Source organism: Sagittula salina (assembly GCF_017813235.1).
GTDB classification, from domain to species: Bacteria; Pseudomonadota; Alphaproteobacteria; order Rhodobacterales; family Rhodobacteraceae; genus Sagittula; species Sagittula salina.
Genome location: NZ_JAGISH010000005.1, coordinates 176,613 through 203,494, shown reverse-complemented (window position 1 = coordinate 203,494; position 26,882 = coordinate 176,613). Strand labels below are relative to the sequence as shown.

At 64.6% G+C, this 26,882-nt stretch carries 21 protein-coding genes, 1 tRNA gene and 1 pseudogene; 12 read left to right on the top strand and 11 right to left on the bottom strand.

What is annotated here, in order from left to right:
* Window positions 1-148: 148 nt before the first annotated feature.
* From J5474_RS10760 to J5474_RS10745, 4 genes are all read right to left on the bottom strand, one after another.
* Window positions 149-1,150, bottom strand: coding sequence for a beta-ketoacyl-ACP synthase III (locus J5474_RS10760; RefSeq protein WP_209360909.1), 1,002 nt, complete (start codon window positions 1,148-1,150; stop codon window positions 149-151).
* Window positions 1,151-1,154: 4 nt separating this feature from the next.
* Window positions 1,155-2,369 carry a phosphate acyltransferase PlsX gene (plsX, locus tag J5474_RS10755; protein ID WP_209360908.1) on the bottom strand — a complete coding sequence of 405 codons (1,215 nt, stop codon included), beginning with the start codon at window positions 2,367-2,369 and terminating at the stop codon, window positions 1,155-1,157.
* Between the two features lie 25 nt (window positions 2,370-2,394).
* Window positions 2,395-2,601: a 50S ribosomal protein L32 gene (gene rpmF, locus J5474_RS10750; protein ID WP_209360907.1), complete on the bottom strand. Its 207-nt coding sequence runs from the start codon at window positions 2,599-2,601 to the stop codon at window positions 2,395-2,397.
* A gap of 154 nt (window positions 2,602-2,755) precedes the next feature.
* Window positions 2,756-3,334 carry a YceD family protein gene (locus J5474_RS10745; protein WP_209360906.1) on the bottom strand — a complete coding sequence of 193 codons (579 nt, stop codon included), beginning with the start codon at window positions 3,332-3,334 and terminating at the stop codon, window positions 2,756-2,758.
* Window positions 3,335-3,457: 123 nt separating this feature from the next.
* On the opposite strand from J5474_RS10745, the gene J5474_RS10740 reads away from it, so the two are divergent.
* The 3 genes from J5474_RS10740 (at window position 3,458) to J5474_RS10730 (ending at window position 4,879) form a co-directional block, all read left to right on the top strand.
* Window positions 3,458-3,886 (top strand): outer membrane protein assembly factor BamE, encoded by a 429-nt coding sequence (locus J5474_RS10740; protein ID WP_425342881.1) that lies wholly within the window; start codon window positions 3,458-3,460, stop codon window positions 3,884-3,886.
* 22 nt (window positions 3,887-3,908) lie between these two features.
* Complete coding sequence (locus J5474_RS10735; RefSeq protein ID WP_209360904.1) at window positions 3,909-4,682, top strand: GNAT family N-acetyltransferase; 774 nt, start codon at window positions 3,909-3,911, stop codon at window positions 4,680-4,682.
* Between the two features lie 123 nt (window positions 4,683-4,805).
* Window positions 4,806-4,879: transfer RNA gene (locus J5474_RS10730), tRNA-Gly, on the top strand.
* A gap of 606 nt (window positions 4,880-5,485) precedes the next feature.
* Here J5474_RS10730 and J5474_RS10725 read toward each other — a convergent pair.
* The 5 genes and pseudogenes from J5474_RS10725 to J5474_RS10705 form a co-directional block, all read right to left on the bottom strand.
* Window positions 5,486-5,841: pseudogene (locus tag J5474_RS10725) on the bottom strand (transposase); the annotation flags it as partial.
* 125 nt (window positions 5,842-5,966) lie between these two features.
* Window positions 5,967-7,820, bottom strand: coding sequence for an ABC-F family ATP-binding cassette domain-containing protein (locus tag J5474_RS10720; protein ID WP_209360903.1), 1,854 nt, complete (start codon window positions 7,818-7,820; stop codon window positions 5,967-5,969).
* A gap of 81 nt (window positions 7,821-7,901) precedes the next feature.
* Window positions 7,902-9,938, bottom strand: a complete 2,037-nt coding sequence (locus J5474_RS10715) for an ASKHA domain-containing protein (protein ID WP_209360902.1) — start codon at window positions 9,936-9,938, stop codon at window positions 7,902-7,904.
* 259 nt (window positions 9,939-10,197) lie between these two features.
* Window positions 10,198-10,656 carry a DsrE family protein gene (locus J5474_RS10710; protein ID WP_209360901.1) on the bottom strand — a complete coding sequence of 153 codons (459 nt, stop codon included), beginning with the start codon at window positions 10,654-10,656 and terminating at the stop codon, window positions 10,198-10,200.
* Window positions 10,657-10,789: 133 nt separating this feature from the next.
* Complete coding sequence (locus J5474_RS10705; RefSeq protein WP_209360900.1) at window positions 10,790-11,938, bottom strand: CaiB/BaiF CoA transferase family protein; 1,149 nt, start codon at window positions 11,936-11,938, stop codon at window positions 10,790-10,792.
* A 258-nt stretch (window positions 11,939-12,196) separates the two neighbouring features.
* On the opposite strand from J5474_RS10705, the gene guaB reads away from it, so the two are divergent.
* The 4 genes from guaB (at window position 12,197) to J5474_RS10685 (ending at window position 18,016) form a co-directional block, all read left to right on the top strand.
* A complete protein-coding gene (gene guaB, locus J5474_RS10700; RefSeq protein WP_209360899.1) occupies window positions 12,197-13,645 on the top strand; it encodes an IMP dehydrogenase in 1,449 nt (482 codons plus the stop codon).
* On the top strand, window positions 13,645-14,424 hold the full coding sequence (locus J5474_RS10695; protein ID WP_209360898.1) for an MBL fold metallo-hydrolase: 780 nt from the start codon (window positions 13,645-13,647) through the stop codon (window positions 14,422-14,424). Before guaB ends, J5474_RS10695 begins: the two co-directional genes overlap by 1 nt.
* On the top strand, window positions 14,421-15,581 hold the full coding sequence (locus tag J5474_RS10690; protein ID WP_209360897.1) for an RsmB/NOP family class I SAM-dependent RNA methyltransferase: 1,161 nt from the start codon (window positions 14,421-14,423) through the stop codon (window positions 15,579-15,581). The genes J5474_RS10695 and J5474_RS10690 overlap by 4 nt, the downstream gene beginning before the upstream one ends.
* A gap of 179 nt (window positions 15,582-15,760) precedes the next feature.
* A complete protein-coding gene (locus J5474_RS10685) occupies window positions 15,761-18,016 on the top strand; it encodes a hybrid sensor histidine kinase/response regulator (protein WP_209360896.1) in 2,256 nt (751 codons plus the stop codon).
* A gap of 89 nt (window positions 18,017-18,105) precedes the next feature.
* Here the strand turns inward: J5474_RS10685 and J5474_RS10680 are convergent, their stop codons facing one another.
* Window positions 18,106-18,699, bottom strand: a complete 594-nt coding sequence (locus J5474_RS10680) for a gamma-glutamyl kinase (protein WP_209361023.1) — start codon at window positions 18,697-18,699, stop codon at window positions 18,106-18,108.
* Between the two features lie 175 nt (window positions 18,700-18,874).
* On the opposite strand from J5474_RS10680, the gene recA reads away from it, so the two are divergent.
* From recA to J5474_RS10655, 5 genes are all read left to right on the top strand, one after another.
* A complete protein-coding gene (recA, locus tag J5474_RS10675; protein WP_209360895.1) occupies window positions 18,875-19,945 on the top strand; it encodes a recombinase RecA in 1,071 nt (356 codons plus the stop codon).
* Window positions 19,946-20,192: 247 nt separating this feature from the next.
* Window positions 20,193-22,865 carry an alanine--tRNA ligase gene (alaS, locus tag J5474_RS10670; protein WP_209360894.1) on the top strand — a complete coding sequence of 891 codons (2,673 nt, stop codon included), beginning with the start codon at window positions 20,193-20,195 and terminating at the stop codon, window positions 22,863-22,865.
* Between the two features lie 105 nt (window positions 22,866-22,970).
* A complete protein-coding gene (locus J5474_RS10665) occupies window positions 22,971-23,258 on the top strand; it encodes a DUF1330 domain-containing protein (RefSeq protein WP_209360893.1) in 288 nt (95 codons plus the stop codon).
* Between the two features lie 462 nt (window positions 23,259-23,720).
* Window positions 23,721-23,990, top strand: a complete 270-nt coding sequence (locus J5474_RS10660; protein ID WP_209360892.1) for a hypothetical protein — start codon at window positions 23,721-23,723, stop codon at window positions 23,988-23,990.
* A gap of 257 nt (window positions 23,991-24,247) precedes the next feature.
* Window positions 24,248-24,655, top strand: coding sequence for a hypothetical protein (locus tag J5474_RS10655; protein ID WP_209360891.1), 408 nt, complete (start codon window positions 24,248-24,250; stop codon window positions 24,653-24,655).
* Between the two features lie 203 nt (window positions 24,656-24,858).
* On the opposite strand, the gene typA is transcribed toward J5474_RS10655, so the two are convergent.
* Complete coding sequence (typA, locus tag J5474_RS10650) at window positions 24,859-26,676, bottom strand: translational GTPase TypA (RefSeq protein ID WP_209360890.1); 1,818 nt, start codon at window positions 26,674-26,676, stop codon at window positions 24,859-24,861.
* Between the last annotated feature and the right edge of the window lie 206 nt (window positions 26,677-26,882).

Genomic DNA, 26,882 nt, shown 5'->3' with positions numbered 1-26,882 from the left:
CCAATTCCCAAGTCAATATCAATGGGTTGGATCGAGGACCTTAACAAAGGGTGACGCTGCGCCTGCATTCTGAACATGCGATGGCCGATCCGGCTGTGCTATGGAAAGGCATATCAGAAACGCATGTTTTTGGCGCCGCTCCTCGGCCCTACCAGCGGATGACCACCGCTCCCCATGCGAGGCCGCCACCGATGGCTTCGGTTACCACCACGTCGCCCCGTTTGATCTGGCCGCGGGCCTTGCCGACGGACAGCGCAAGCGGGATCGAGGCAGCAGAGGTATTCCCGTGGTCCTGCACCGTGGTGACGACGTTGTCCATCGACAGGCCGAGTTTCTTTGCGGTGCCCGCGATGATGCGGATATTGGCCTGATGCGGCACGATCCAGTCGAGTTGTTCGGCGGTCATGCCGATCTTCGCCATGGCGGACGTGGCGGTGGAGGCGAGTTTTTCCACCGCGTGGCGAAAGACTTCCTTGCCCTCCATCCTCAGGTACCCGGACTGCCCGGTGGAGGTGCCGCCGTCGACATAGAGGATGTCGCGGAAGCGGCCGTCGGAATGCAGGTCGGTCGACAGGATACCGCGGTCGGCATTGGTGCCGTCGCCCTCCGACGCTTCGAGGATCAGCGCGCCCGCGCCGTCACCGAACAATACGCAGGTCCCACGGTCGGTCCAGTCCATGATCCGCGAGAAGGTTTCGGCACCGATGACCATGACGCGTTTCGCCTGGCCGGAGATGATCAGCGCGTTGGCATTGGCCAGCGCATAGATGAAGCCGGCGCAGACCGCCTGCACGTCAAAGGCGAAGCCGCCGGTCATCCCCAGTTCCGCCTGCACCATGGTTGCGGCGGAGGGGAAGGTCAGGTCGGCGGTCGAGGTTGCCAGCACGATCGCGTCGAGGTCGTCTGCGACAATGCCCGCATCCGCCAGCGCGGCGCGCGCGGCCCGGGTGGCGAGGTCGGATGTCGTCTGCCCGGGGGCGGCGAAATGGCGGCGCTCGATGCCGGAGCGGGAGCGGATCCAGTCGTCGGAAGTCTCCAGGCGGATGGTCTCGGGCGCGACGCCCTGCAGGCCTTCGGCGAATTCCGCGTTCTCGATGATGCGTTCGGGGAGGTAGTGGCCAACTCCGATAACGGTGGCGCGTGGTGTCATGTGTTCAAGCGTCCTTCTGCCCGGCGGCATCCTGCTGCGACGCGGCGGCAGACGCAACACCCTGAGCGTCCGTTTTTTGGGCGTCCGGTTTCTGGAAGTCGGTTTTTTGGGCGCCAGACTGAGTGCCAGATTGAGTGACGGAGGTTTCTTGCGTGTCCGGGTTGTCCAGGCTGCTGGCCACCCGCGCGGCAAGCCGTTCGCCGAATCCAGACTGTGCCAGCTGGAAGGCGAGCTTTACCGCCGCCGATACGCCGGTGGCATCCGCCGAGCCATGCGATTTCACCACGATGCCGTTCAGCCCGAGAAAGACGCCGCCGTTCACCCGGCGCGGGTCGATACGCTTTTTCAGGCGGGTGAGCGAGGTCAGCGCCAGCACCGACGCGATACGGGAGAGCGGCGAATAGGCGAAGGCCTCCTTCAGGAGATCGCCGATCAGCGAGGCGGTGCCCTCGCCGGTCTTCAGCGCGACGTTGCCGGTAAATCCGTCGGTGACGATCACGTCGCAGCGCTTGCCGGGGATATCGCCGCCTTCGACGAAGCCGATGAAATCGTAGTTCGATTGTCCGGCATGGGCGCGGATCAGATCGTGCGCTTCTTTCAGCTCGGCGCGGCCTTTGTGTTCCTCTGTGCCGACGTTCAGCAGGCCGACGCGGGGCCGTTCGAGATGCAGGCCGTTACGCGCATAGGACGCGCCCATCAGCGCGTATTGCAGAAGGTCGCGGGCATCGGCGCGGATATCGGCACCGACGTCGAGCATGACGTTGAAGCCCTGCGGATTGCGGGAAGGCCAGAGAATCGCAATGGCGGGGCGGTTGACGCCCGGCAGCTTGCGCAGGCGTATCATCGACAGCGCCATCAGCGCGCCGGTGTTGCCGCAGGACACAGCCACAGTGGCCGCGCCCTCGCGCACGGATTCCAGCGCTGACCACATCGACGTGCCCTTGCCGTTGCGCATCACCTGGGACGGCTTGTCCTCCATAGACACCACGCCCGGAGCGTCGTGCAGGGTAACACGGCCATCGAGTTCGCGACGCTTCTCCACCATGGGACGAAGCTCGGCTTCGGGGCCATGCAGGAGAAAGGCGATCTCGGGGTTCTTCTCGGCAGAATCGGCAATGCCGGCAACCACGGTCGCCGGCCCACGGTCGCCGCCCATGGCGTCGACCGAAATCACCACGCGGGACGCGGCCATGTCCTTTTGGTCCTTCCGGGAGGTCATGCCGCGGAGCCCCGCACGTCAGCGATTATGCTGCGTCTTCGTCCAGATCGACGTCGTTGGCCTGAGCCACGACTTCACGCTCTGCGTAGTGGCCGCAGGACGGGCACACGTGGTGCGGGCGCTTCAGCTCACCGCAGTTGCCACACTCGTTCGGGTTCGCCGCGGTCAGTGCGTCGTGGGCGCGACGGTTGTTGCGGCGCGACTTCGAAACCTTGTTCTGTTGGACAGCCATGTCTCAACCTTTCTCGAATTGCAGGGTGAAGCCTGCCTGTGTTTCTTTTGGCGGGGTCCGGCGGGCGTCTGTCGACGGTCCCGACACCGGCGTTCCGGCCCATGTTCATGAGCGCGCGAACATACGCAGCACGTGCCGAATGGCAAGTGGAATCTCAGCTTTCCCCGTCGCCCTTCTCCATTTTTTCCTTCAGCGCCGCAAGCCCTGCGAACGGACGGACGTCGTCATCGGTCATCGGCGCCACGCCGTCGGCGGCGAATTGCGCATCATCCAGCGCCACGCCTTCCTTGCGGGGATAGGCGGGCAGGGCGAGCGCCAGTTCCTCGTGCATCAGCGTCTGAAGGTCAATCACCTCACCCAGCGGTTCGAGGCTGTCGTCCTCGGGCACCTCGATCTCGGAGCCTTCCTCCGGTTCGGCCAGCTGGCTGGCGGGGACGTAGCGGCGAATGATGGGCGCATCGATGCGGGTGGTTACCGGCTCGAGCGTGACGATGCAGGACTGCACCACGGTGGCACCGAGCTTTGCGGTCAGTTCCCAGGCGTTGCGGCCACGCGGCACGATCCGGCCCTCGAAACGCAGTTTCTTGACCGCTTCGATATCGAGACCGGCCGCGAGGTCGGCCCGGGCTTGGGCGTCTGGCTCCAGCAGAAAGGGCGTCTCGCCGCTCTGCCGGAGGGCAGAGACGCGCAGGCGGGTCTCGGCTGTGGGGCGCGGGGCGTCGTGCTGGGGCATGTTGGCAGGGTTTCCTGATCTTGCTTGCGTGGGTAAACTTCTCTAAGCGGGATACGAGCCAGAGCTCGCCAAGACAAGAGGGGCCGGAAAATGCGCACCATCGGGACAGTACTAAAAGTAGGTGTGGTTGCGGTCGCACTGATGGGTGTGACGGGCTGCGCGGCGAAGTACCGTACGCATGGCTACCTCCCGCCCGAAGAGGACCTGCAGCAGATCACACCCGGCGTGGACAGCCGCGCCACGGTAGAGGACGTGATCGGCGTGCCCAACGCCACCGGCGTGCTGGACAATTCCGGCTATTACTACATCGAGTCGGAAGTGCGCAGTTTCGCATGGCAGCGGCCGAAGGTCACCGACCGTCACATCGTGGCGATCACCTTCGACGAGGCGGGCGTGGTCGACAATATCGTGACCTACGGGCTGGAGGATGGCCGCGTCGTGCCGCTGACGCGCCGCGTGACGAAGACCTCCGACGGCGATATCGGCTTTGTCCGCAAGCTCTTCGGCAATATCGGCGGCATCAACCTTGGTGACGTGCTGGGCAGCACCTGACGCGTCTCGTACGGGCGGTGTCATGAGACCTTTGGACAGCGATGGCGTCCCGGCGGGGCGCTATGCCGTGCGGCTGGCCTGCGGCGAGGCCGACATGGCTCGGGCGCAGGCGTTGCGCGGTACGGTGTTTGGGCGGGGTGACGCGGATAGCGATGCGTTCGACCCGGAGTTTGCCCACGTACTGGTCGAAGAGCGGGCCAGCGGAGCGCTTGTTTGCTGCTACCGGATGAAGGTGACGCTGCCGGAGCGCCTTCGCCACGGTTATGCCGCCCGGTACTACGATCTCTCCGCGCTGGAGAGCTACGGCCGCCCCATGCTGGAAATGGGGCGGTTCTGCCTGCATCCCGACTGGCACGATCCCGATATCCTGCGTCTGGCGTGGGCGGTGATGACCGTGGTTGTCGATGCGCGGGGAATCGGGTTGCTCTTTGGGTGTTCCAGCTTCGCCGGCACCGATCCGGCAGCTTATGCCGGGGCCTTCGCGCTGCTTGCGACACGGGCACGCGCGCCCATGCGCTGGCGACCGGGGGAATGCGCGGCGGAGGTCTTTCGGTTTGGCACGCTGCAGGGCGCGCCGGTGCCCGAACTGGCGCAGGTGCCGCCCCTGCTGAGAACCTATCTCGCCATGGGCGGGTGGGTCAGCGATCATGCGGTGATCGACCGCGAGATGGGGACGCTGCACGTCCTGACCGGCGTCGAGGTCGCGACGATTCCACAGTCGCGGCAAAGGCTGCTGCGCGCGGCAGCTGCGCGGCTGCCGGATCGCGCGGCGCTGGTGCCGGAAAAGGACGGCTGACCCGGAAGACGCCCGGAAGAAGCCCGGAAGAACCCAGAAAGAAGACCGGCGGCATCCTTGCGGCAGGTGTCATTTCCCCGATTGACGCTGTCCGGGGGATCGCATAGATCAGGGTTCCAAGCGGCGGGTATGATGTAATGGTAGCCTGTCAGCTTCCCAAGCTGAACGCGCGGGTTCGATTCCCGCTACCCGCTCCAACTTGAACCGAAGCGTCGAGACTGCCGTAATTGAATTATATATAGCGTCTGTTGCTCGGCGGAAAACTATATAGATGACATCCTTTAACGGCAAAATATCCGGATCTTTCTCGACGCCTCTGGGGTGATAAACGGGACAAATCCAAGAAGATCCGCTCCTCGCAGACGCAGCCATCTTCCTTGGCATGGTCGAGAAATGAGGCGATGGCTCGTGGCCTTGGCGGCACGCCAGGCCACCGGGAAAGGCTTCGGTTTTATGAATTCGAAGAGCGGTCGCGCGCGTTCAGCATGTAGCTGACCTTCTGGACGACCTGACCCTGAACACCTTCGAGGACACGCTCGACGCAAACGGGATCAGCCCGGATCAGGTCATCAAGGTGGCGGCATGATCGAAATCGACATCAGCCTGCGCAGCGGCCTTTACGCAATGGCTTCCGAATGCTCGGAGATCTGGTTCGAGGGCGACATACTCGCTCGCCACAGCCCGAACGTCTTGCAGGTGCTCGCCACTCGATCCGACCTTGCCGAGGCAGGCCTGCGCGAGCGGGTGATCTCCTTGATGGGCAACACACCTGGCCTGGCCGACCCGATCCAGGACGCCGCGGCCACGACCAGCGTCTTCTGGCGGCGGCTCAGCGTGCTGAAGTCAGGCACCGTCCAGTCGAGTCGAACCAGACGTGATAGGCTCTCGACGAAGCCGGTCGTCTGTCGCAGCGCCATGCCAAACAGGACTTTCAACGTCAGGCACGTCTGGATGGCGGCATCACTGTAGATCTGCTGGCGGCCACGCCTGCCTCTCGGCACGGCACCCCAGCTCATCTCGGGGTCGAACCAACCTCTCGGGACATTCCTTCGGAATGCCCTGCCGGTCAGGGGATCGTCAGCGAGCCCCGGCGCATGAGCGCCTCGTTAGAGGCTGGCCAGTTCCTGGTCTTGTAGGCCGGTGGTGTTGGTCTGCTCATGCATCCCAGCTACCATGCTGGATTCACGAGATGAATCCCTCAAGGGGTTTGTGCAACAGAGCCGCGTGCACCCGCGGACACTCGGCCGCGTCACCGGGGCAAGTCCTATGAAGATGTCGGGAGTGTCAGCCCTCGTCCTTTTCCATCAGCTCCAGCCATTCCTCCTCCGAGGCGGAGAGCTTCTGCTGCCGCTCTACGAGCGCCTCCGTCGCCTTCTGGAACTTCAGCGGCTCCTTCGAGAACAGATCGGGTGCCGCGAGGAACTCCTCCAGCTTGGCGATCTCCGCGTTCAGCCGGTCGATTTCGGCGGGCAGGGCATCGAGTCGGTGCTTTTCGGTGAACGATAGCGCATCGGCCTTCTGCGGAGGCGTACCGGCGGGCTTCGCTGTGCCGCCAGTTCTATCCGAGGTTTTGCCAGAGTCTTTTCCAGAGTCTTTCTTGGATCTGGACGAGGGCTTTGTGCCGCCCTCGGCCTCGGCCTTCTGCGACCGGTAGTCCGACCAGCCCCCGGCATAGACCACGGCGCGCCCGCCGCCTTCCATCGCTACGGTGGTCGTCGCCACCCGGTCGAGAAAGTCACGGTCGTGGGAGATCAGCAGCACCGTACCGTCGTAGTCGTCGAGCAGTTCCTGAAGCAGGTCGAGCGTTTCCACGTCGAGGTCGTTGGTCGGTTCGTCCAGCACCAGAAGGTTCGATTCCCGCGCCATGATGCGGGCCAGGAGCAGCCGGGCTTTTTCCCCGCCCGATAAGGCGCGCACGGGAGCGCGGGCCTGCCGTTCGTCGAACAGGAACTCCTTCAGGTAGCCCACGACATGCTTTGGCTGGCCGCGTACCATGACCTGATCGGAGTGGCCGGATACGCGCATGTCCTTGTCGTTGGTCAGCGCGTCCCAGAGGGTCGCGTCGGGGTCGAGCTGCGCGCGCGTCTGATCGAAGATGGCGGGCACGAGGTTGGTGCCCAGCTTTACGCTGCCCTCGTCGGGGGCGATTTCCCCCATCAGGATTCGGATCAGGGTCGTCTTGCCGACGCCGTTGGGTCCGACAAAGGCGACGCGGTCGCCACGCTGCACCAACAGGTCCAGCCCCTTCACGATGGGCTTGTCCGCAAAGGCATGCGACAAGCCCTGCGCGTCGATGACCTTCTTGCCGGACTTCGGGCCGGAAGCCAGCTCCATCGCGGCAGCACCCTGCCGCCGGATCTGGCCCGCGCGTTCGGACCGCAGGTCCTGCAGGCGTCGCACCCGGCCCTGATTGCGCTTGCGGCGGGCGGAGATGCCCTCGACCGCCCAGCGGCCCTCGGACTTGATCTTGCGGTCCAGCTTGTGCCGGGCCATGTCCTCGTCTTCCCAGATCTTGTCGCGCCAGGCCTCGAAGCCCCTGAAGCCGATCTCCTGTCGCCGCACGGCGCCCCGGTCGATCCAGAGCGTGGCGCGGGTCAGTTCCTCCAGGAAACGGCGGTCGTGCGAAATGAGCACAAAAGCGGTGCGGGTGGATTTGAGTTCATCCTCGAGCCACTGGATTGCCTCGATATCGAGGTGGTTGGTTGGCTCGTCCAGCAGCATCAGGTCGGGGTCGGCGGCCATCAGTTTCGCCAGCGCGGCGCGGCGGCGTTCGCCACCAGACGCCGTGGCCACGGGACGCGCCGGATCGAATTTCAGACCTTCGGCGGCGCGTTCGACGCGGTACATCTCGGCCTCCGCCAGCCCGGCGGCGGCAAAATCGCCCAGCGTTTCATAGCCCGAAAGGTCGGGGTCCTGCTCCATATAGCCCACGGAGGTGCCGGTGGGCACGATGCGGTCGCCCCGGTCGGGTTCCACGAGGCCCGCCATGACCTTCATCAGGGTCGATTTGCCAGAGCCGTTGCGTCCAACCAGCGCCACCCGGTCGCCGGGCTGGACGTTGAGCGAAAGCGCGTCAAAGACGGGCTCACCCCCAAAGGTGAGTGAGATATCGGAGAGTTGGAGAAGAGGTGCTGCCATGACTGCCAGCTATGGGGCGGCGCGCGCGGCGTCAAGCGGTGTCGACGCCGCGCGCATCTGTCAGGGTGTCATTCGGGCCGATCAGCGGCGGCGGCGCCGACGGCCGCCACCGTCCTCGCCCTGGGTGTTGAAGGACACCGCCGGCAGGGTGACGTGGGTCAGGAGGTTGGGGAACGGGTCGGAGGCATGCGGGATCGCGTTGGCGGCGACGAAATGCTCCTGAAAGCGCGGCTCGATGGCGGTTTCGACCTTGGTGATCTCTTTTACCGTGGCCTCGATCTCGCGCCGGGCTGTCAGCGAGCAGAGCGCGATGCGGGCGCCGTGGCCAGCGGCGTTGCCCGCGCTGGTGACTTTTTCCAGCGGTACGTCCGGGATCATCCCCAGCACCATGGCGTGCAGCGGCGAGATATGCGCGCCGAAGGCCCCGGCGAGCGTCACCCGTGCCACCGTATCGACGCCGCGGGTGTCCATCAGCAGCCGCGCCCCGGCATAAAGCGCTGATTTCGCCAGCTGGATGGCGCGGATGTCGCCTTGGGTCACGGTGATGCGCGATCCCCCTTTGGCGCTTGCGTCGAGAATGACGTATTCATGCGTGCGGCCCATGGGAACGCAGCGCGGTGTGCCGGTCTGTTCGGCGGACCCGATCAGGCCGGAGGGATCGAGCAGCCCCGCAAGGCGCATTTCCGCCACTGCCTCGATGATACCGGAGCCGCAGATGCCGGTGACGCCGGTGGCCGCCGTGCGTTCGGCAAAGCCGGGCGCGTCGGACCAGAGGTCGCAGCCGATGACGCGGAAGCGGGGCTCCTTCGTCTCGGGGTCTATGCGGATGGCCTCGATGGCGCCGGGGGCGGCGCGCTGGCCGCTGCTGATCTGCGCGCCTTCGAAGGCGGGTCCGGTGGGCGAGGAGCAGGCTAGCGTGCGGGTGGTGTCGCCGAGCAGGATCTCGGCGTTGGTGCCGACGTCAACGATCAGCGTGAGCTCTTCGGCGCGGCCCGGCTGTTCCGACAGCGCCACGGCGGCGGCGTCGGCGCCCACGTGACCCGCGATGCAGGGCAGCACGTAGACCTGCGCGCAGGCGGGCAGGGCAGAGAGCCCCAGATCCCGCGCATCGAGGTTCAGCGCGTCCGAGGTCGCCAGCGCAAAGGGCGCCTGTCCCAGTTCCACCGGGTCGATGCCCAGCAGGAGGTGGTGCATCACCGGGTTGCAGACGAACACCGTCTCCAGCACCAGGGACGGGTCCACGCCGCTCTCCTTGCAAATATCGAGCGCCAGCGCGTCGATGGCTTCGCGCACGGCGCGGGTCATCTCCACCTCGCCGCCGGGGTTCATCATGGCGTAGGAGACGCGGGACATTAGGTCCTCGCCGAAACGGATTTGCGGGTTCATGATGCCCGCCGATGCCTTTACCGCGCCGGTGTCGAGGTCGGTCAGATGCGCCGCGATGGTGGTGGAACCGAGGTCGATGGCCAGCCCGAAAAGCCCGCTTTCGTGCAGCCCGGGCCAGAGCGCGACGATTTGCGGCACGGCCTCGGCGGCGGGCTTGTGCAGGGCGACGGTGACTTTCCAGTCACCTTTGCGGAGGACTTTCTGGAGGCCGGGCAGAAGCGCGGGAGCAAGGCTGACCTGCGGGATGTCCCATTGGTCGCGCAGGGCGTTGCCAAGCCGCTGCAGGTCCCCGGTGGGATCGAGCATGTCGGGTTCCGCGACCTCGACATAGTAAAGACGGGTCGCCGGGTCCATGGTGATGGGGCGGTCGGATGCCGCCTTGCGCACCACCTGCCGGTGCACCTGGCTTTCGGGCGGCACGTCGATCACCACATCGGATTGCACGCAGGCCTGACAGCCTAGCCGCCGCCCCGGTTTCAGCCCCCGGATACGGTCATAGCGGTCCTCCACGGCGTTGCGATCGCCTACGGCATCTGCCGCCACCGTCACCCCGTGTTTGGGAAAATCGCCATAGGCGGGCTGAACCTGACATTTGGAACAGATGCCGCGCCCGCCGCACACGGAATCGAGATCGACGCCAAGCTGGCGTGCCGCCGTCAGCACAGGCGTGCCCACGGGAAAACGGCCGCGTTTGCCGGAGGGGGTGAAAATGACGAGGGGGTCTTGCGACATTACGGGGCTCCTGCGGATTCGCCGGGACCATAGCGCCTGAGACGGGGAGGAAAAGGCGGCTTCGCGGCAGGATACGGATGATTAGCGGCGTGCGGACAGGGAAGGTGTGGGCGGCACGGTAGGCATGGGGCGCAGGAAAGGCGTGACAGGCCGGAGCGGCGACCGTCGGAGGGCCGCGAGGTATGGAAAGGGCGCCGTACTCCCCGGCACGGCGCCCCTTCATGCAATCGATGCGATCAGTCTGGACGACAGCGCGCGATCAAGGCTTGATGTAGGTGTAGCCCATCTGTTGCAGCCGCGACAGTTCCGCCACGCCGGAGGGAACGATGTCGTCTTCCCACACGTCGTAGAGGTCATCGGAATAGTTGATGTTGCGGCCCTTAAGGGTGTTGTTGCAAACCTCGAAGGCGACCTTCTGGCTTTTCAGAGACCCGATGGAAGTCTGCAGTGTCTGATCTTCCTTGGCGTGCGCCACGAGGTCGACGCCGCTTCCGTGCATCACGACCTTGATCTCGACGTTCTCGGCGCCCACGGCGTTGATGTGGTTCTGGATGTTGCGCATAGCACCCTTGTATGCCTTGTCGCCCTCGCCGCCCGGATAGTTGATGTGGTAGACGACTTTCTGCTTGCCGTAGCGCTCCGTGTCCTGGGCATCGGCCGGTGGCACGAAAGCCAGTATGCCCAAGGCCAGTACCAGCAGTGTCTTGATAAGCTTCATTTTGTCCTCCCTTACGCGGGAGCGTCTGCGCTCCCCGCGCCACGATGGCGGGCGAGTCCTCCCGCTATCATGATCATCTTTGAATACATGCATTAGTCAAGAATCAATTGGCGCGATTCCTGCAATCCCGGGGTCACCCCTGCTCCAGCCAGCGCAGGATCTCGCCCCGGTTTCCGTCCAGATCAGGGGCCGGTCCGCGCGTTGTCGGGTCGGGCGCGTCGGTCATCTTGATGGGGTTTCCGGCGGCCTTGTAGGCTTGCCGTCCGTTCTTGTCGAGAACGTCAACCACCATGTTCCGGGCAAGGATCTGAGGATCGCGCAGCACCTGGTCGATGGTCTGGATCGGCCCCGTGGGGATGCCTGCGGCGGTCAGCTTTGCGATCCAGTGCGCGCAGGTGTGTTCCAGCGTGACCGCTTCGATCAGGCGCTTCAGCAGGCGCGTGTTTTCGCAACGTGCGGGGTTGGTGGCAAAGCGCGGATCGTCCGACAACGGCAGGTCGAGGCAGATACAGAGCTTTTCAAAGAGCTTGTCGTTGCCGGCGGCGATGACGAACAGCCCGTCCGAGGCGTGGAAGGTTTCGAACGGCGTGATCGAGGGGTGCCGCGCGCCGGTCGGGCCGGGGGCCTTGCCGGTGACGGTGGTCAGCGCCACCGCGTGTTCCAGCGTGGCGAGGATCGAGTCGAGCATGGCCACGTCGATCTTGCGCCCCTTGCCGGTGCGATCGCGGTCCAGCAGGGCGGCAAGGATGCCCTGTGTCAGGTACATGCCCGCGATGATGTCGCCGATGGAGGCACCCACGCGCACCGGCTCGCGGTCCTTCTCGCCGGTTATCGACATCACCCCGCCGCGTGCCTGTACCACCATGTCGTAGGCAGGGCGCTTCGCGTCCGGGCCGCTGTGGCCAAAGCCCGAAACCGCCCCGTAGATCAGCCGGGGATAGGCCGCGTGCAAGTCTTCCCAGCCGTATCCCAGTCGTTCCATCACGCCGGGACGGAAGTTCTCGACCACCACGTCGGCGCGCGCCAGAAGCCGGTCAAAGATCGCCCGGTCGCCGTCTTCCTTCAGGTTCAGGGCGATGGATTTCTTGCCGTGGTTGATGGCGGCGAAATAGGCGCTCTTGCCGTCCTTGAAGGGCGGGAAGGCGCGGGTGTCGTCGCCGCCTCTCGGAGGCTCGACCTTGATGACATGGGCGCCCATGTCCGAAAGCGTCATGGTGCAGAAAGGCCCGGCCAGGACATGGGTCAGGTCAAGGATGGTATAGCCTTTCAGGGGCGCGGTCATGGCGATGACTCCTTTGGCCGTATTCGGTTTGCTGCTCTGTGCCCAGAAGACCGCGACAGGCGCGTGACGGCAAGCGCATTCGCCCGCCGCGGGCGTGTTAGGGCAAAACGTGGCCGGGGCGGCGCAGCGCAGGAAGGTAGCCGGCCAGCGCGTCGCGTGCGACCGCTCTTGCCGTGGGGGGAGTTTGGGGCTTTCCATTCCCTCTCATGCATGAGAAAGGGACGTGCCAACCGATCCCATTGCACAGGAGACCCCTCCATGGAGATTCGCGAGGCCCTGACCTTCGACGATGTTCTGCTCGTTCCCGCCGCGTCCGCGGTACTGCCGTCCACGGCGGACACGCGCACGCGGGTGACGAAGTCGATCAGCCTGAACATTCCGCTCCTGTCTTCGGCGATGGATACCGTTACCGAAAGCCGCATGGCCATCACCATGGCGCAGGCGGGCGGCATGGGTGTCATCCACAAGAACCTGAACGTCGAGGAACAGGCCCGCGAAGTGCGCCGGGTGAAGCGTTTCGAAAGCGGCATCGTCTACAACCCGGTCACCCTGACAGCGGATCAGACGCTGGCCGACGCCAAGGCGCTGATCGAGCGCTATGGCTTTTCCGGCTTCCCGGTTGTCGATGAAAATCGCCGTGTGGTTGGCATCGTGACCAACCGCGACATGCGGTTCGCGCAGCGTGACGACACGCCGGTCCGGGTCATGATGACGACGGAGAACCTCGCGATTCTGACTGAACCCGCCGACCGCGACGAGGCGATCAGCCTGATGCGCGCGCGCCGGATCGAGAAACTGCTGGTGACGGACCGCAATGGCAAACTGACGGGTCTGCTGACCCTGAAGGATACCGAAAAGGCCGTGCTGAACCCCACCGCCTGCAAGGACGCGCTGGGGCGCCTGCGTGTGGCGGCGGCGACCGGCGTGGGCGATGCGGGACACGAACGCTCCGCCGCGCTGGTTGAGGCAGGCGTCGATATCCTCGTGGTCGATACCGCGCACGGCCATTCGCGCGGTGTTCTGGAGGCGGTGACGCGGGCCAAGTCGCTGTCCAATGAGGTGCAGGTGATCGCGGGCAATGTGGCCACCGGGGATGCCACGCGCGCGCTGATCGACGCGGGCGCTGACGCGGTGAAGGTGGGAATCGGCCCAGGTTCGATCTGCACCACGCGCATGGTCGCGGGTGTGGGCGTGCCGCAGCTGACTGCCATCATGGATTGTGCGACGGCAGCCGGCGACGTGCCCGTGATCGCCGACGGCGGGATCAAGTTCTCCGGCGACTTCGCCAAGGCCATCGCGGCGGGTGCCTCCTGCGCCATGGTGGGGTCGATGATCGCGGGCACGGACGAGAGCCCCGGCGAAGTCATCCTGTATCAGGGCCGGTCGTTCAAGTCCTACCGCGGGATGGGATCGCTGGGCGCCATGGCGCGCGGATCGGCCGACCGCTATTTCCAGAAGGATGCGGCATCGGACAAGCTGGTGCCCGAGGGCATCGAGGGGCAGGTTCCCTACAAGGGGCCGGCGGGGGTGGTCATTCACCAGCTGGTTGGCGGCCTGCGCGCGGCTATGGGTTATACCGGCAATCCGACCGTGGAGGACATGCGCCGCAACTGCACCTTCGTGAAGATCACCGGTGCGGGCCTGAAGGAAAGCCACGTGCACGACGTGCAGATCACCCGCGAAAGCCCGAATTACCGGATCGGCTGATGCAGGGGCTGGATCGCTTTCAATCCGGCGCGGTGGAGGTGATCTGCCTGACCGACGGCGACACGGTGTTTGCGCCGGAGGTCTTTGCGGGCCTGCCCGCGGAGACGCGCGCGGCGCGCCTCACGGCGGCAGGGCTCGATGTCACTGCCTCGCAGTTCAACGCCTATGTGTTGCGCCACGCGGGCGGCATCGACCTTGTTGATACTGGCTGCGGCTCGCTGATGGGAGAAAAGGCCGGACGCATGGCGGCGCTGCTGGCGGCGTTGGACATCGCCCCCGATGACGTCTCGCGCGTAATCTACACGCACCTGCATGGTGACCATGTCGGCGGCAGTCTCTCCGACGGTGCCCTTGTCTATCCCGACGCGGAGGTGCTGCTGCACCGGGCGGAAGCAGTGCATTGGCAGGGCAGTGACGGCATGGGCGCGCGGATGCTGGCCCAAAGCCAGCGGATTACACTGCTGGAGGACGGCGCCGACCTTGGTCACGGCATGACGCTCTGGCACTTGCCGGGGCACACGCCCGGTCACTGCGGTCTGCGCATGGGGCCGCTGGCGCTTGTGGCTGACATCGTCCATTCGGAGGCGCTGCAATTGCCTGACCCCGCACTATCGTCCAGCTACGACAGCGATCCGGCTTTGGCCGCGCAGACCCGCCGCGCCGCGCTGGAGACCGTCGCCCGCGAGGATTTGATCTGGTCCGGGTCGCACATGCTTGGCCCGCAGAAGTTCGCGCGGCTGGAGCAGGCGGGCGAAGGGTTTCGGAGGATCGCCCCGTGACCCCCGCCGCCCGCGTGCAGACCGCCATCGAAATTCTCGACCGAATCCGGGCCGGAGAGGCGGCTGAGAAGGCATTGACATCATGGGCGCGCCGGGCGCGTTTCGCCGGGGCCAAGGACCGCGCGGCGATCCGCGACCACGTCTTTGACGCGCTGCGGCAGTGGCGGTCGGCGGCGGCGCTTGGCGGCGGAGAAAACGGACGCGCGCGGATGCTGGGCCTCTTGCGCCTGCAGGGCGCGGACGTGGAGGCCTTGTTTGCCGGACAGGGCCACGGTCCCGCCGCATTGGGCGATGCCGAACGCGCCACCGGACGGCTGCCGGAGGGGGCCGAGGCCTGGGACCTGCCGGACTGGCTGGCAGACAGGTTTGCCGCAGACCTCGGATCGGGGGCGGAGGCAACGGCGCTGGCGCTCAGAACCCGCGCGCCGGTCTTTGTCCGGGCGAATCTGCTGAAGACGACGCGCGACGCCGCCCGCACAGCGCTGGAGGAGGACGGGGTGATTGCCCGGCCTCATCCGCTCTCGGAAACCGCACTGGAAGTGATCAAGGGCGCGCGCGGTTTGACCCGCACCCGCGCCTTTGATCAGGGGTTGGTGGAAATGCAGGATGCCGCCAGTCAGGCGGTGAGCGACCTGGTGCCGCTAAGCGGGGCGCAGCGCGTTCTGGATTACTGTGCCGGGGGCGGGGGCAAGACGCTGGCGCTGGCTGCCCGCGCGCCCTCCGCCAAGTTCGAAGCGCATGACGTCGATTTCGCGCGCATGGCCGATCTGCCGGAGCGCGCCCGCCGCGCCGGTGCGCAGGTGGAGCGGGTAGAGGCACCGACCGGGCTGTATGACGTAGTGATGGCGGATGCGCCGTGCTCGGGCAGTGGCGCGTGGCGGCGCGCACCCGAAGGCAAGTGGCGCCTCACGCCGGACAGGCTGGACGCGCTGACCGCGATCCAGCGCGAGATCCTCGACACCTGCGCCGCCTTGGTGGCCCCCGGCGGGTGGCTGGCCTATGCCACCTGTTCAGTTCTGAGGGCGGAGAACGAGGCGCAGATCGAGCGGTTTCTCGCGGCGCACCGGACCTGGAAACAGGGCCCCTCGCGGCGCTTTCTGCCGGAGGATGGCGGCGACGGTTTCTATCTTGCCTGTCTGCAGAGGGGGGCTGCCTGAACGCGAATTCCTTTGATGCATTCAAACGTTGGCCCTAACCTGCCGGAGCGAGGTCGTTAAAGGTGAATGGGTTAACGGGACTTTAATCATCCCGCATTGGAATGGGCCTGAACGAATCGGGAGGTCGTATTGCGGAGGGTTGCGCCATCGAAACTGACGTAAGGCGGGAACTGGGGGTCATGCCGATCATCGGATCCTTCCTCCTCATTGTGCTGGCGGGGGCGTGTCTGTGGCTTTCGCGCAGCGCCCCGACGCAACAGGTTCAGATGGCGGCGCTTGCCGCCACCGGAACGCTTGCCGCCGTGGCCTTGATCTGGGTCGGGGTAGATTGGCTACGGGTCTACGGACAGCGGCGCGGGCTGAGCCGGCTCGCCTGTTTCATCGAGGCTGAGCCGGCTTTCTGTTTTGTCTGCGACAACGCCGGCCGGGTCCTGCGGGCCAATGCCTCCGCCCGCGCGCGGTTCCAGCCGGCACACGGCACGGCGCTGGCGGATGTGCTGCGCGACATCTTTGCCAGCACCGAAGGTATTCTGTTCCGCCTCATGCAGAAAGCGCAGAGTACGGGCGCTGCGGTGGAGGACGTGACAAGCCACGCCGATGGCTATCGAGTCTTTGTGCAGCCGTTTCCCGGCGGCATGGTCCTGTGGCGGTTCGAAACGGCGGCACAGCGCGGTGCGGTCGGGCTGCGCGGCGACATGCCAGTCATGTCGCTGGGACGCAACGGGTCCATCCTCTTCATGAACACGGCCGCGCGCGGGCTGGTGGGGGCGCGGGTCAAGCGGCTGGAGGATGTCTTTGCCGACCTTCCGCTGCGTCCCGGCGGGGTTCATCATCTGCGCGGCGTGGATGGCGCCCGGCAGGTGCTGGTCCAGACCAGCGACACCGGCGCGGGCCGGATGGAAGTGGTGCTTTCGCCCATGGCGGACAAGGTCGAGGAACGGGATGGCGCGGGCAGCTTCGACAGCCTTCCGGTGCCGCTTCTCAAGGTTTCCGTCGATGGCTCGATTCTGCGTGCAAACCCGGAAGCGCGGCGGATGTTGAACCTCGACTCGGGTCCCCCGGGCCATATCGCGGAACACATGGAGGGACTCGGCCGCGCCATCAAGGACTGGCTGCTGGAGGCCGCCGACGGGCGCGGGCTGCACCGATCAGAGTTCCTGAGGCTGACCGGAGCGGAGCGGGAGGTCTTTGTTCAGGTGACGCTGAACCGCGTGCTGGACGGTGGCGAAAAGCAGCTGATCGCAGTGCTGAATGACGCCACAGAGCTGAAGACGCTGGAGGCCCAATTCGTTCAGAGCCAGAAAATGCAGGCCATCGGCCAGCTGGCGGGGGGCGTGGCGCATGATTTCAACAACCTGCTGACAGCGATTTCCGGCCATTGCGATCTTCTGCTGCTGCGCCACGATCAGGGCGACCCGGATTATGGCGACCTCGTCCAGATCAACCAGAATGCCAACCGCGCCGCCGCTCTGGTGGGGCAGTTGCTGGCGTTTTCGCGCAAGCAGACGATGCAGCCGGAGATACTGGACCTGCGTGACACGCTCTCGGATCTCGCGCACCTGCTGAACCGGCTGGTGGGGGAACGCGTGCGCCTCACTCTGCGCCATGACCCGGTGCTGCCGCCGGTGCGCGGCGACCGGCGGCAGTTGGAACAGGTGATGATGAACCTCGTCGTCAACGCGCGCGACGCCATGCCCGAGGGCGGGGAAATCGTGGTGGAGACGGAACGCCGGGTGCTGCGCGCGCCGCTGCGCCGCGACCGCGCGGTGGTGGCGCCGGGGTCCTATGTCTCTGTCCGCGTGATCGACGAGGGTATCGGCATCCCGCCGGACAAGCTCCAGAAGGTGTTCGAGCCGTTTTTCACCACGAAACGCACGGGCGAGGGAACGGGCCTTGGCCTGTCGACCGTCTACGGCATCGTGAAGCAGACCGGCGGCTTCATCTTTGTCGATTCCGTGGTCGGGCAGGGGACGTGTTTCACCCTGCTGCTGCCCGCGCACCAGATTGATGAGACGAAGACGCCGGCAGCCCCGGTGCTGGCCGAGAGAGCGCAGAAGTTGCCGCAGAAGGGATCGGGCGTCGTTCTGCTGGTCGAGGATGAGGCGCCGGTGCGCGCCTTTGCCGCCCGCGCGCTGCGGCTGCGCGGTTACACGGTGATCGAGGCGGAGACCGCCGAGGACGCGTTGAAGACGCTCGATGACGAGGCGTTGGCGGTGGATATCTTTGTCACCGATGTGGTGATGCCGGGCATGGACGGGCCGACATGGGTGCGCAAGGCGCGCGAGCGGCGGCCCGATACACGGGTTGTCTTTGTCTCCGGTTATGCCGAGGATGCCTTTGGTGAAGGATCAGAAGCGATCCCGAACTCGGTTTTCCTGCCGAAGCCTTTCTCGCTTTCCGAGCTGACCGAAACCGTGCAGGAGCAGCTGAGCTAGGGGCTTCCGCGGTAACCAAGTGTAAGGGCTTGCGTCCGAAGACCTCTGCGACCGAGGATGGTTCGTCCGGAAGATATTGTTCCCGGCGGTCACTCCGCGCTGTTCCAGATGGCAAAATCAGCCGCGCATGTCTGGCGCAGAAGCGCCTCCGTCTCTGGGGACAGGTCGATTTCGCGCCGGGGAGAGACGTTTTCCCGTGGCAGATCGATGGCAAAGCCCAGCCGCGTCTCCAGGAAACCGATCAGCCCGGACTGGTTCTCGTATTTGAACAGGTGCTTCACCGCGACCCCGTTCGGGCGGGGCTCAACGAACTTTGACTGGGCACCGACATTGGCGAAGGGTGGGCGGTCCTTTGCGCAATAGGCGCGCACGAAGTCGTCAAAACCCATGCCCCGCGTGGAGGTCGGCCGCCCCTCCAGGAAGCCGCGCTGCCGGTAGCGATACCACGATCCCAACCACGAGACCGGCTCACGGATCACCGCCAGAAGTTCCATGTCCTGGCCGCCCACCTTGTCAAACATCGGACGAAAGAAGCGGTTGTAGCGGTAGACGGGCGCGTGTTTCAGTTCCGGCGGGTCGTTCACTACCATTGACGCCCTTGGCCCCAGCGCCGTTTCCCAGGCGGAGGTGCCGGTCTTGGGCACGGCCAGCATCACGAGGCGCTGTTTCCAGAATACCAGCATTTCGTTCAAGCCCCTCTAATTCCTCAACCTTCCTTTAACCATCCGGTGCCATGCTGGGGAAGGGTAAGATTTGACTTGAAATGTTCTCATTTTGTGCTCATTGTTCTGGGAACAAGAGGCGAACAAAGCAGCGATTGCCGCGCTCCGGCGCGTGTGTGATAAGGAGCCAATTCCAATGGCAACGGCAGATCTTCTGAGCATGGACAACAAGCGGAACGCGGACAAGCAGAAGGCGCTGGACAGCGCTCTGGCCCAGATCGAACGGCAGTTCGGCAAGGGCTCGATCATGAAGCTCGGCGGTGAGAACGCGCTGAAGGATATCGAGTCCACATCGACCGGATCGCTGGGGCTGGATATCGCTCTGGGGATCGGTGGCCTGCCCAAAGGCCGGATCATCGAGATCTACGGGCCGGAATCCTCGGGCAAGACCACCCTGACGCTGCACGTGGTCGCCGAGGAACAGAAAAAAGGCGGCGTCTGTGCCTTCGTTGACGCGGAGCACGCGCTTGACCCGCAATACGCGAGAAAGCTGGGCGTCGATCTCGACGAGTTGCTGATTTCGCAGCCGGACACCGGAGAACAGGCATTGGAGATCACCGACACGCTGGTGCGCTCCGGTGCGGTCAACCTCGTGGTGGTTGACTCGGTTGCGGCCCTGACGCCCAAGAGCGAACTCGAAGGCGACATGGGGGATTCCAGCGTCGGCGTGCACGCCCGCCTGATGAGTCAGGCCATGCGCAAACTGACGGCCTCGATTTCCAAGTCGAACTGTATGGTGATCTTCATCAACCAGATCCGCATGAAGATCGGCGTGATGTTCGGCTCGCCGGAGACGACCACGGGCGGCAACGCGCTGAAGTTCTACTCATCCGTACGTCTCGACATCCGTCGCATCGGCGCGATCAAGGACCGTGACGAAGTCGTGGGCAACCAGACCCGCGTCAAGGTGGTGAAGAACAAGGTGGCCCCGCCCTTCAAGCAGGTCGAGTTCGACATCATGTACGGCGAGGGAATTTCCAAGACGGGCGAGCTTCTCGACCTCGGGGTTAAGGCCGGCGTGGTCGACAAGTCCGGCGCCTGGTACAGCTACGGCGACGAGCGTATCGGCCAGGGCCGCGAGAACGCCAAGAATTACCTCAAGGAGAATACAGGCGTCGCCACGGAGATCGAGGACAAGATCCGCGCGGCGCACGGGCTGGATTTTCACATGCCGGAGAATGACCCGGACATCGTCGAGGACGATTGACCCCCCGCTCCATGATCAAGTGGCAAGGGCACCCGGTGGGGTGCCCTTTCTGTTTGAGCAGCTCCGCTGCGATGGGGGCGCTGCCCCCGCCCGCCTTAGGCGGGCGGCCCCGGAGGATTTGAGCCGAGAAGAAACCGGGCGTTCGCTATGTCCGGTGGAACGGTGAAGCGCGACGCAAGGACCGGTGGACTTGGCGCCGGGGCAGCGGTAGAGGTTCCCGAAACACGATGAACAGGGGCGAGACGCCATGGCCAGCCTGAACGATATCCGTTCGACCTTTCTGAACTATTTCGAGCGCCAGGGGCACCAGGTCGTGCCTTCGAGCCCGTTGGTGCCACGCAACGATCCGACGCTGATGTTCGTCAATTCCGGCATGGTGCAGTTCAAGAACTGCTTCACCGGCGTCGAAAAACGCGATTACGTCCGTGCCACCACGGCACAGAAATGTGTGCGTGCCGGGGGCAAACATAACGATCTGGACAACGTGGGCTATACCGCGCGTCACCACACATTTTTCGAAATGCTGGGAAATTTCTCCTTCGGCGACTATTTCAAGGAACAGGCCATTCCCTTTGCCTGGGAACTGATCACCAAGGATTTCGGCATCGACCCCAAGCGTCTTCTGACGACCGTCTATCATACTGATGACGAGGCCTTCGAGATCTGGAAAAAGGTCGGCGTGCCCGAGGACCGGATTATCCGCATCGCGACATCTGACAACTTCTGGCAGATGGGACCGACCGGACCCTGTGGCCCGTGCACGGAGATCTTCTACGATCACGGCGACCATATCTGGGGCGGCCCGCCCGGATCGCCCGATGAGGATGGCGACCGCTTTATCGAGATCTGGAACGTGGTCTTCATGCAGAACGAACAGTTCGAGGACGGTTCCATGAAGGCGCTCGACATGCAGTCGATCGACACCGGCATGGGGCTTGAGCGGATCGGCGCGCTGTTGCAGGGCAAGCACGACAACTACGACACCGACCTGATGCGCAGTCTGATCGAGGCCTCTGCGCACGCGACCTCTGCCGATCCGGACGGGCCGGGCAAGATGCACCACCGGGTGATCGCGGACCACCTGCGCTCGACTTCGTTCCTGATCGCGGACGGAGTCATGCCGTCGAACGACGGGCGCGGTTACGTGTTGCGCCGGATCATGCGCCGCGCCATGCGCCACGCCCATCTTCTGGGCGCGCAGGACCCGCTGATGCACCGGCTGGTGCCCGCGCTGGTGCGGCAGATGGGCGAGGCCTATCCGGAATTGCAGCGTGGTCAGGCGATGATCGAGGAGACCCTGCTGAACGAGGAGACCCGTTTCAAGCAGACGCTCGACCGCGGTCTGAAACTGCTCGACGACGAATTGTCCGATTTGGGCGAGGGTGCCCAGTTGCCGGGCGCGACGGCGTTCAAGCTGTACGATACCTTTGGTTTTCCGCTCGATCTGACGCAAGACGCCCTGCGCGAAAAGGGGCGCGAGGTGGATACCGCCGGCTTTGATGCGGCCATGGCGGAGCAGAAGGCGCGCGCCCGCGCGGCCTGGAGCGGCTCGGGCGAGGCAGCTGACAACGCCGTCTGGTTCGACATCGCGGAAAAGCACGGTGCGACCGACTTCCTCGGCTACGACACTGAAAAAGCCGAAGGCCAGGTCTTGGCCCTGGTGAGGGACGGCGCCGTGGTTCAGGAACTGAAGGATGGCGAAAAGGGCTGGGTCGTCCTGAACCAGACTCCGTTTTATGGCGAGAGCGGCGGTCAGGTCGGCGACACCGGCATCCTGCGCCGGCTTGAGAACGAGCGCGAGAGCGCTACGGTTTCCGATACCCAGAAGATGGCGGGCGGCAAGGTCTACGCCCACCACGTGACAGTCGACCGCGGTACGGTCAAGAAGGGCGATGCCATGGCGCTGGAAGTCGATCACGGTCGCCGTACGGCGATCCGGGCGCATCACTCCGCCACGCACCTGTTGCACGAGGCCCTCCGCGACGCGCTTGGCGACCACGTCGCGCAACGCGGGTCGCTCAACGCGCCCGACCGGTTGCGCTTCGACTTCAGCCACAACAAGGCGCTGACGGCGGAGGAGATGGCGAAGGTCACCGCCGAGGTCAACGCCTATATCCGGCAGAACACGCCGGTCACGACGCGCATCATGACGCCGGACGATGCGCGGGCCATCGGGGCGCAGGCGCTGTTCGGGGAAAAATACGGCGACGAGGTGCGCGTCGTCTCCATGGGGGCGAAGTCCGGCTCGGGCAAAGGTTCCGACGGCGCGACCTACTCGCTGGAACTCTGCGGTGGTACGCATGTGCGGCAGACCGGCGATATTGGCGCCTTTGTCTGCCTTGGTGACACTGCGTCGTCCTCCGGCGTGCGCCGGATCGAGGCGCTGACAGGGCAGGTGGCGCTCGATTACCTGGCGGAGCAAGAGATGCTGCTGGCCCAGGTTTCGGGCGAGTTGAAGGCCCCCGCCGCCGAAGTACCCGCCCGCGTGCGGGCCTTGATGGACGAACGCCGGAAGCTTGAGAACGAAGTCGCGAGCCTGCGCCGCGAGCTGGCGATGGCCGGCGGTGGCAAGGGCGCCGCCCCCGAGGCAGAAGACGTCGGAGGCGTAAAATTCTTTGCCCAGCTTTTGTCCGGCGTCACCGGCAAGGATCTGCCGCCGCTTATCGACGAGCACAAGACGCGCATGGGTTCTGGCGCGGTTCTGCTGATTGCCGACACCGGTGGAAAGGCGGCCGTGGCGGCGGGCGTGACCGACGATCTGAAGGATAGGGTTTCGGCCGTGGACCTGGTGAAGGCGGCGGTGCCGGAACTGGGGGGCAAGGGGGGCGGCGGCCGTCCCGACATGGCGCAGGGCGGCGGGGCATCGACCGAGAATGCCGAAGCCGCCATTGCTGCCGCGCGCGCGGTTCTTGGGGGCTGACTCCAAGCCACCGGGCCTTCTGGGCTTGACCCGCGCTCAGGCAGGCGAACAAATGACCGGCGCCGGACCCTGTTCGACGCCTTTTCATCACCCGCAGGAGGAAACATGCCCGCACTCTGGATCGCACACGTCACCGTCACCGACGCCGAAGCCTACGGCAAATATGCTGAACTCGCGGGTCCGGCGATCGCCGCGCATGGCGGGCATTTCATCGCGCGGGCAGGGCGCTTCGTGCAACTCGAAGGGAAGGAACGCCCGCGTAATGTCGTCGCGCGCTTCCCTTCGGTCGATGCAGCGGTGGAGTGCTACCACTCCGAAGCTTACCAGGCTGCGCTGGATTTTGCCCGCGGCGCTTCCGAGCGCGAGTTGATGGTGGTCGAAACCTCCGAATGAATTTCTGCCCCCGCGGAATCTCACCGACTGGCGATCGCGGGCACTGGCTGATGTGGTACGAGGGCGCGGGGGAGACGGATCGGGATGTGCTGTCAAAGGCGTTCGGCGCGTTTTCGCGCGCCAAACGCCCGATATCAGCGGCAGCCTGCCATCGGCGGAAAACGGCCTTTGAGCCGATTTGCGAACTGGGCTGATTCGGAAAATACCCCGCGAAATCCAGAGTTATCCACAGCAGGTTTTTCACTAGATGGAATAGTTCTCGTTTCCGAAATGGGAAGTCAGTACGCAAACTCCCGGAAGCGTTGCAAAAATATGGCACTCAGGCCACATAATCCCGATTTTCCGCGTGAATCCGGCGGGCTGCCCGCATTTATGACGAGCAAGTAAGGAATTCCTGTCGCGTCACCTGAATTTGTTTGGCTAAGGTTCTCTCACCTACAATTTTTTCTTGGGAGAACGATCATGAAAAAAGTTATCGCAGGTGCAGCAATTCTCGCAGCTCTGGCAGCCCCGGCTTTTGCCTGGGAGGGCCAGGTCGTAGCCTGCTACGACAAGGTCTGGGTGCCGGCCAAATACAATACCTCGAAGACACTGATCATGGCGGCACATACCGAATGGGAGCATGCGGCGAACGGTCAGATGGTGCAGATGCACTACCCGGCGGTCTACAAGGAGAACAAGACCCTCGCGACGCCCGGCCACTATGTCGCCGTAAAGACCGCGTGCCGGTAATTATCCTCTGAAGGGTCGGAAATCACCCTTCGACAAATAGATTTGAAGGGCGCGGGGGCTGCCAACCCGCGCCCTTCTCCTGTTTGGGGCCCGTAATTTTTGGTGCAGGTGCTCCAACATGGACGTGGATTCGGTATATCACCGGTGTTGCCGCGCTGTAGGCACCCCGAAAATTCATTCATGTGCGATGTGGATAACTTGCCAAGCCCCGGCAAATCCTCAAAACTCTGCTTCGGGGTTGATATGTCGGGGTAAGAATGCACGTCAAACGAAGGATCCTGCGGGTCGTGTGGCTGGCTTGCGCGTTGGCCGTCGGGGTTGCCGCGCAGCCTCTGGGCGCCCAGGTAGACGATGGTGATCCAGAAGATGGGGTTCCGGGACCGCGCTGCTATCGCAAGACGAAGGTCGAGGCGGTTTACGAGACCTCGCAGCGGCTCGTGCGGAAGGCGCGGCTTGTGCATGAAGAGACCGACAAGGGCCAGATTACCATGACCCATTACCCGGCGATCTACATCGAGGAAAAGACATTGGTGTCACCCTCCTACATCCTGTTGCAGGAGGTACGCTGCACGAAACGGGTTCTGCGCCGGGCCGAGCCGCTCCCGATGGAAAACTGTTTGCCCGCGCGCGGCTGCATCGAACTCGATCCGCCACCGCAGCCATAAGAGTCGCTGGCCGATCATATCGTCAATCGCAGCATGGAGCGCGGGAAGTCGAACACGATCTCGGCTTCTTCTTGGTCCAAAATACTCTGGGGGAAAATACGCTGGGGGAGGCCGAAGGCCGCAGGGCGAGGCCCCCACCAAATCGGATATGCGCGCCCGGTACGGGCGCGCCGGTCGGCCCGGTGTAGCCGGGCCGATACCTTTTACGGCTTTTTCGACATCCGCTTGCGTTCGTGCGGGTCGAGATAGCGCTTGCGCAGGCGGATTGCACCAGGTGTCACCTCCACCAGCTCGTCGTCGTTGACGTAGGCGATGGCCTCCTCCAGCGAAAGCGTGATGGGCGTCGTCAGGCGCACGGCCTCGTCCGTGCCGGACGCGCGGACGTTGGTCAGCTTCTTGCCCTTCAGCGGGTTCACCTCGAGGTCGTTGTCGCGCGAATGCTCGCCGATGATCATCCCTTGGTAAACAGGGGCTTGCGCGCCGATCATCATCTTGCCGCGATCCTCGAGGTTCCACAGCGCGTAGGCCACCGCCTCGCCGTTTTCCATGGAGATCAGAACACCCTGACGCCGCCCCGGGATCGGGCCCTTGTGCGGGACCCAGCCATGGAACACGCGGTTCAGTACGCCGGTGCCGCGCGTGTCGGTCAGGAACTCGCCGTGGTAGCCGATCAGGCCGCGTGACGGCACATGCGCGATGATGCGCGTCTTGCCCGCACCCGCCGGGCGCATTTCGACCAACTCGCCCTTGCGGGTCCCGGTGATCTTCTCGATCACGGCACCGGAGTACTCGTCGTCCACGTCAATGGTGGCTTCTTCGACGGGCTCAAGCAGGACGCCGTCCTCTTCCTTCATGATGACCTGCGGACGCGAGATCGACAGTTCGAACCCTTCGCGGCGCATGTTCTCGATCAGGACGCCCATCTGCAGTTCGCCACGGCCCGACACCTCGAAGGCCTCGCCGCCGGGGGTGTCCTTGATGCGGATGGCGACGTTGGTCTCGGCTTCCTTGTACAGCCGATCGCGGATGACGCGGGACTGCACTTTCTTGCCGTCCCGACCGGCCAGCGGGCTGTCATTGATGCCGAAGGTCACGGTGATGGTTGGCGGGTCGATGGGTTGCGCTTCGAGCGGCTCGTCCACCGCCAGAGCACAGAGCGTGTCGGCCACAGTGGTCTTGGTCATGCCCGCAATGGATACGATGTCACCGGCGAAGGCCTCGTCGATGTCCTGCATCTGGAGACCGCGGAAGGCCTGGATCTTCGTGACGCGGAACTGTTCGATCTTCTGGCCGATGCGGCTGATCGATTGGATCGTCTGACCGACCTTCACGTGGCCGGATTCAATGCGACCCGTCAGAAGGCGGCCCACGAAAGGGTCGGCTCCCAGCGTCACGGCGAGCATGCGGAAGTCGTCGTCCACCTTCTTCACTTGTTTCGGGGCGGGCACGTGGTCCACGATCAGCCGGAACAGTGCGTCGAGGTTCTTGCGCGGGCCGTCGAGCTCGGTGTCACACCAGCCGGAGCGGCCGGAGGCGTAAAGATGGGGAAAGTCGAGCTGATCCTCGTCCGCATCGAGCGCCGAGAACAGGTCAAAGACTTCGTCCAGCGCGCGGTCCGGCTCCGCGTCGGGCTTGTCGACCTTGTTCAGGACGACGATGGGGCGCAGGCCGAGAGCCAGCGCCTTGGAGGTCACGAACTTCGTCTGCGGCATCGGGCCTTCGGCGGCGTCCACCAGCAGCACCACACCGTCGACCATTGACAGGATGCGCTCCACCTCCGCGCCAAAGTCGGCGTGGCCGGGGGTGTCCACGATGTTGATGCGCGTGCCTTTCCACTCGACCGAGGTCGCCTTAGCGAGGATGGTGATCCCGCGCTCGCGCTCGAGGTCGTTGGAATCCATCGCCCGTTCGGCGACGGCCTGATTGGCGCGGAAGGCGCCCGATTGCTTGAGCAGTTCGTCGACGAGGGTCGTTTTGCCGTGGTCGACGTGCGCGATGATCGCGACGTTGCGCAATTCCATATGAGATTTCCTTTGTCCGGAGTTGGCGTCCGCGTAGCGTCACACGCGGCAAAACACCAGTGGCAAACCGTCGCAAATACGCCTGTTGTGCAATTGCCACGCAGTGATGCAATCGCAGCAAAGCGTGAAACCGGCACGTTATTGCCATTCCCTGGTGGGTGATGCGCGCCCTTTGGCGCATGACGCCGGGGGAGGCGCGTCAGCGG

Excerpts from the sequence above, each read along its gene's own strand:
- J5474_RS10760 (WP_209360909.1), bottom strand. The coding sequence starts at position 1,150 with ATGACACCACGCGCCACCGTTATCGGAGTTGGCCACTACCTCCCCGAA.
- plsX (WP_209360908.1), bottom strand. The coding sequence starts at position 2,369 with ATGACCTCCCGGAAGGACCAAAAGGACATGGCCGCGTCCCGCGTGGTG.
- rpmF (WP_209360907.1), bottom strand. The coding sequence starts at position 2,601 with ATGGCTGTCCAACAGAACAAGGTTTCGAAGTCGCGCCGCAACAACCGT.
- J5474_RS10745 (WP_209360906.1), bottom strand. The coding sequence starts at position 3,334 with ATGCCCCAGCACGACGCCCCGCGCCCCACAGCCGAGACCCGCCTGCGC.
- J5474_RS10735 (WP_209360904.1), top strand. The coding sequence starts at position 3,909 with ATGAGACCTTTGGACAGCGATGGCGTCCCGGCGGGGCGCTATGCCGTG.
- J5474_RS10720 (WP_209360903.1), bottom strand. The coding sequence starts at position 7,820 with ATGGCAGCACCTCTTCTCCAACTCTCCGATATCTCACTCACCTTTGGG.
- J5474_RS10715 (WP_209360902.1), bottom strand. The coding sequence starts at position 9,938 with ATGTCGCAAGACCCCCTCGTCATTTTCACCCCCTCCGGCAAACGCGGC.
- J5474_RS10710 (WP_209360901.1), bottom strand. The coding sequence starts at position 10,656 with ATGAAGCTTATCAAGACACTGCTGGTACTGGCCTTGGGCATACTGGCT.
- J5474_RS10705 (WP_209360900.1), bottom strand. The coding sequence starts at position 11,938 with ATGACCGCGCCCCTGAAAGGCTATACCATCCTTGACCTGACCCATGTC.
- guaB (WP_209360899.1), top strand. The coding sequence starts at position 12,197 with ATGGAGATTCGCGAGGCCCTGACCTTCGACGATGTTCTGCTCGTTCCC.
- J5474_RS10695 (WP_209360898.1), top strand. The coding sequence starts at position 13,645 with ATGCAGGGGCTGGATCGCTTTCAATCCGGCGCGGTGGAGGTGATCTGC.
- J5474_RS10685 (WP_209360896.1), top strand. The coding sequence starts at position 15,761 with ATGCCGATCATCGGATCCTTCCTCCTCATTGTGCTGGCGGGGGCGTGT.
- J5474_RS10680 (WP_209361023.1), bottom strand. The coding sequence starts at position 18,699 with ATGCTGGTATTCTGGAAACAGCGCCTCGTGATGCTGGCCGTGCCCAAG.
- recA (WP_209360895.1), top strand. The coding sequence starts at position 18,875 with ATGGCAACGGCAGATCTTCTGAGCATGGACAACAAGCGGAACGCGGAC.
- alaS (WP_209360894.1), top strand. The coding sequence starts at position 20,193 with ATGGCCAGCCTGAACGATATCCGTTCGACCTTTCTGAACTATTTCGAG.
- J5474_RS10665 (WP_209360893.1), top strand. The coding sequence starts at position 22,971 with ATGCCCGCACTCTGGATCGCACACGTCACCGTCACCGACGCCGAAGCC.
- J5474_RS10660 (WP_209360892.1), top strand. The coding sequence starts at position 23,721 with ATGAAAAAAGTTATCGCAGGTGCAGCAATTCTCGCAGCTCTGGCAGCC.
- J5474_RS10655 (WP_209360891.1), top strand. The coding sequence starts at position 24,248 with ATGCACGTCAAACGAAGGATCCTGCGGGTCGTGTGGCTGGCTTGCGCG.
- typA (WP_209360890.1), bottom strand. The coding sequence starts at position 26,676 with ATGGAATTGCGCAACGTCGCGATCATCGCGCACGTCGACCACGGCAAA.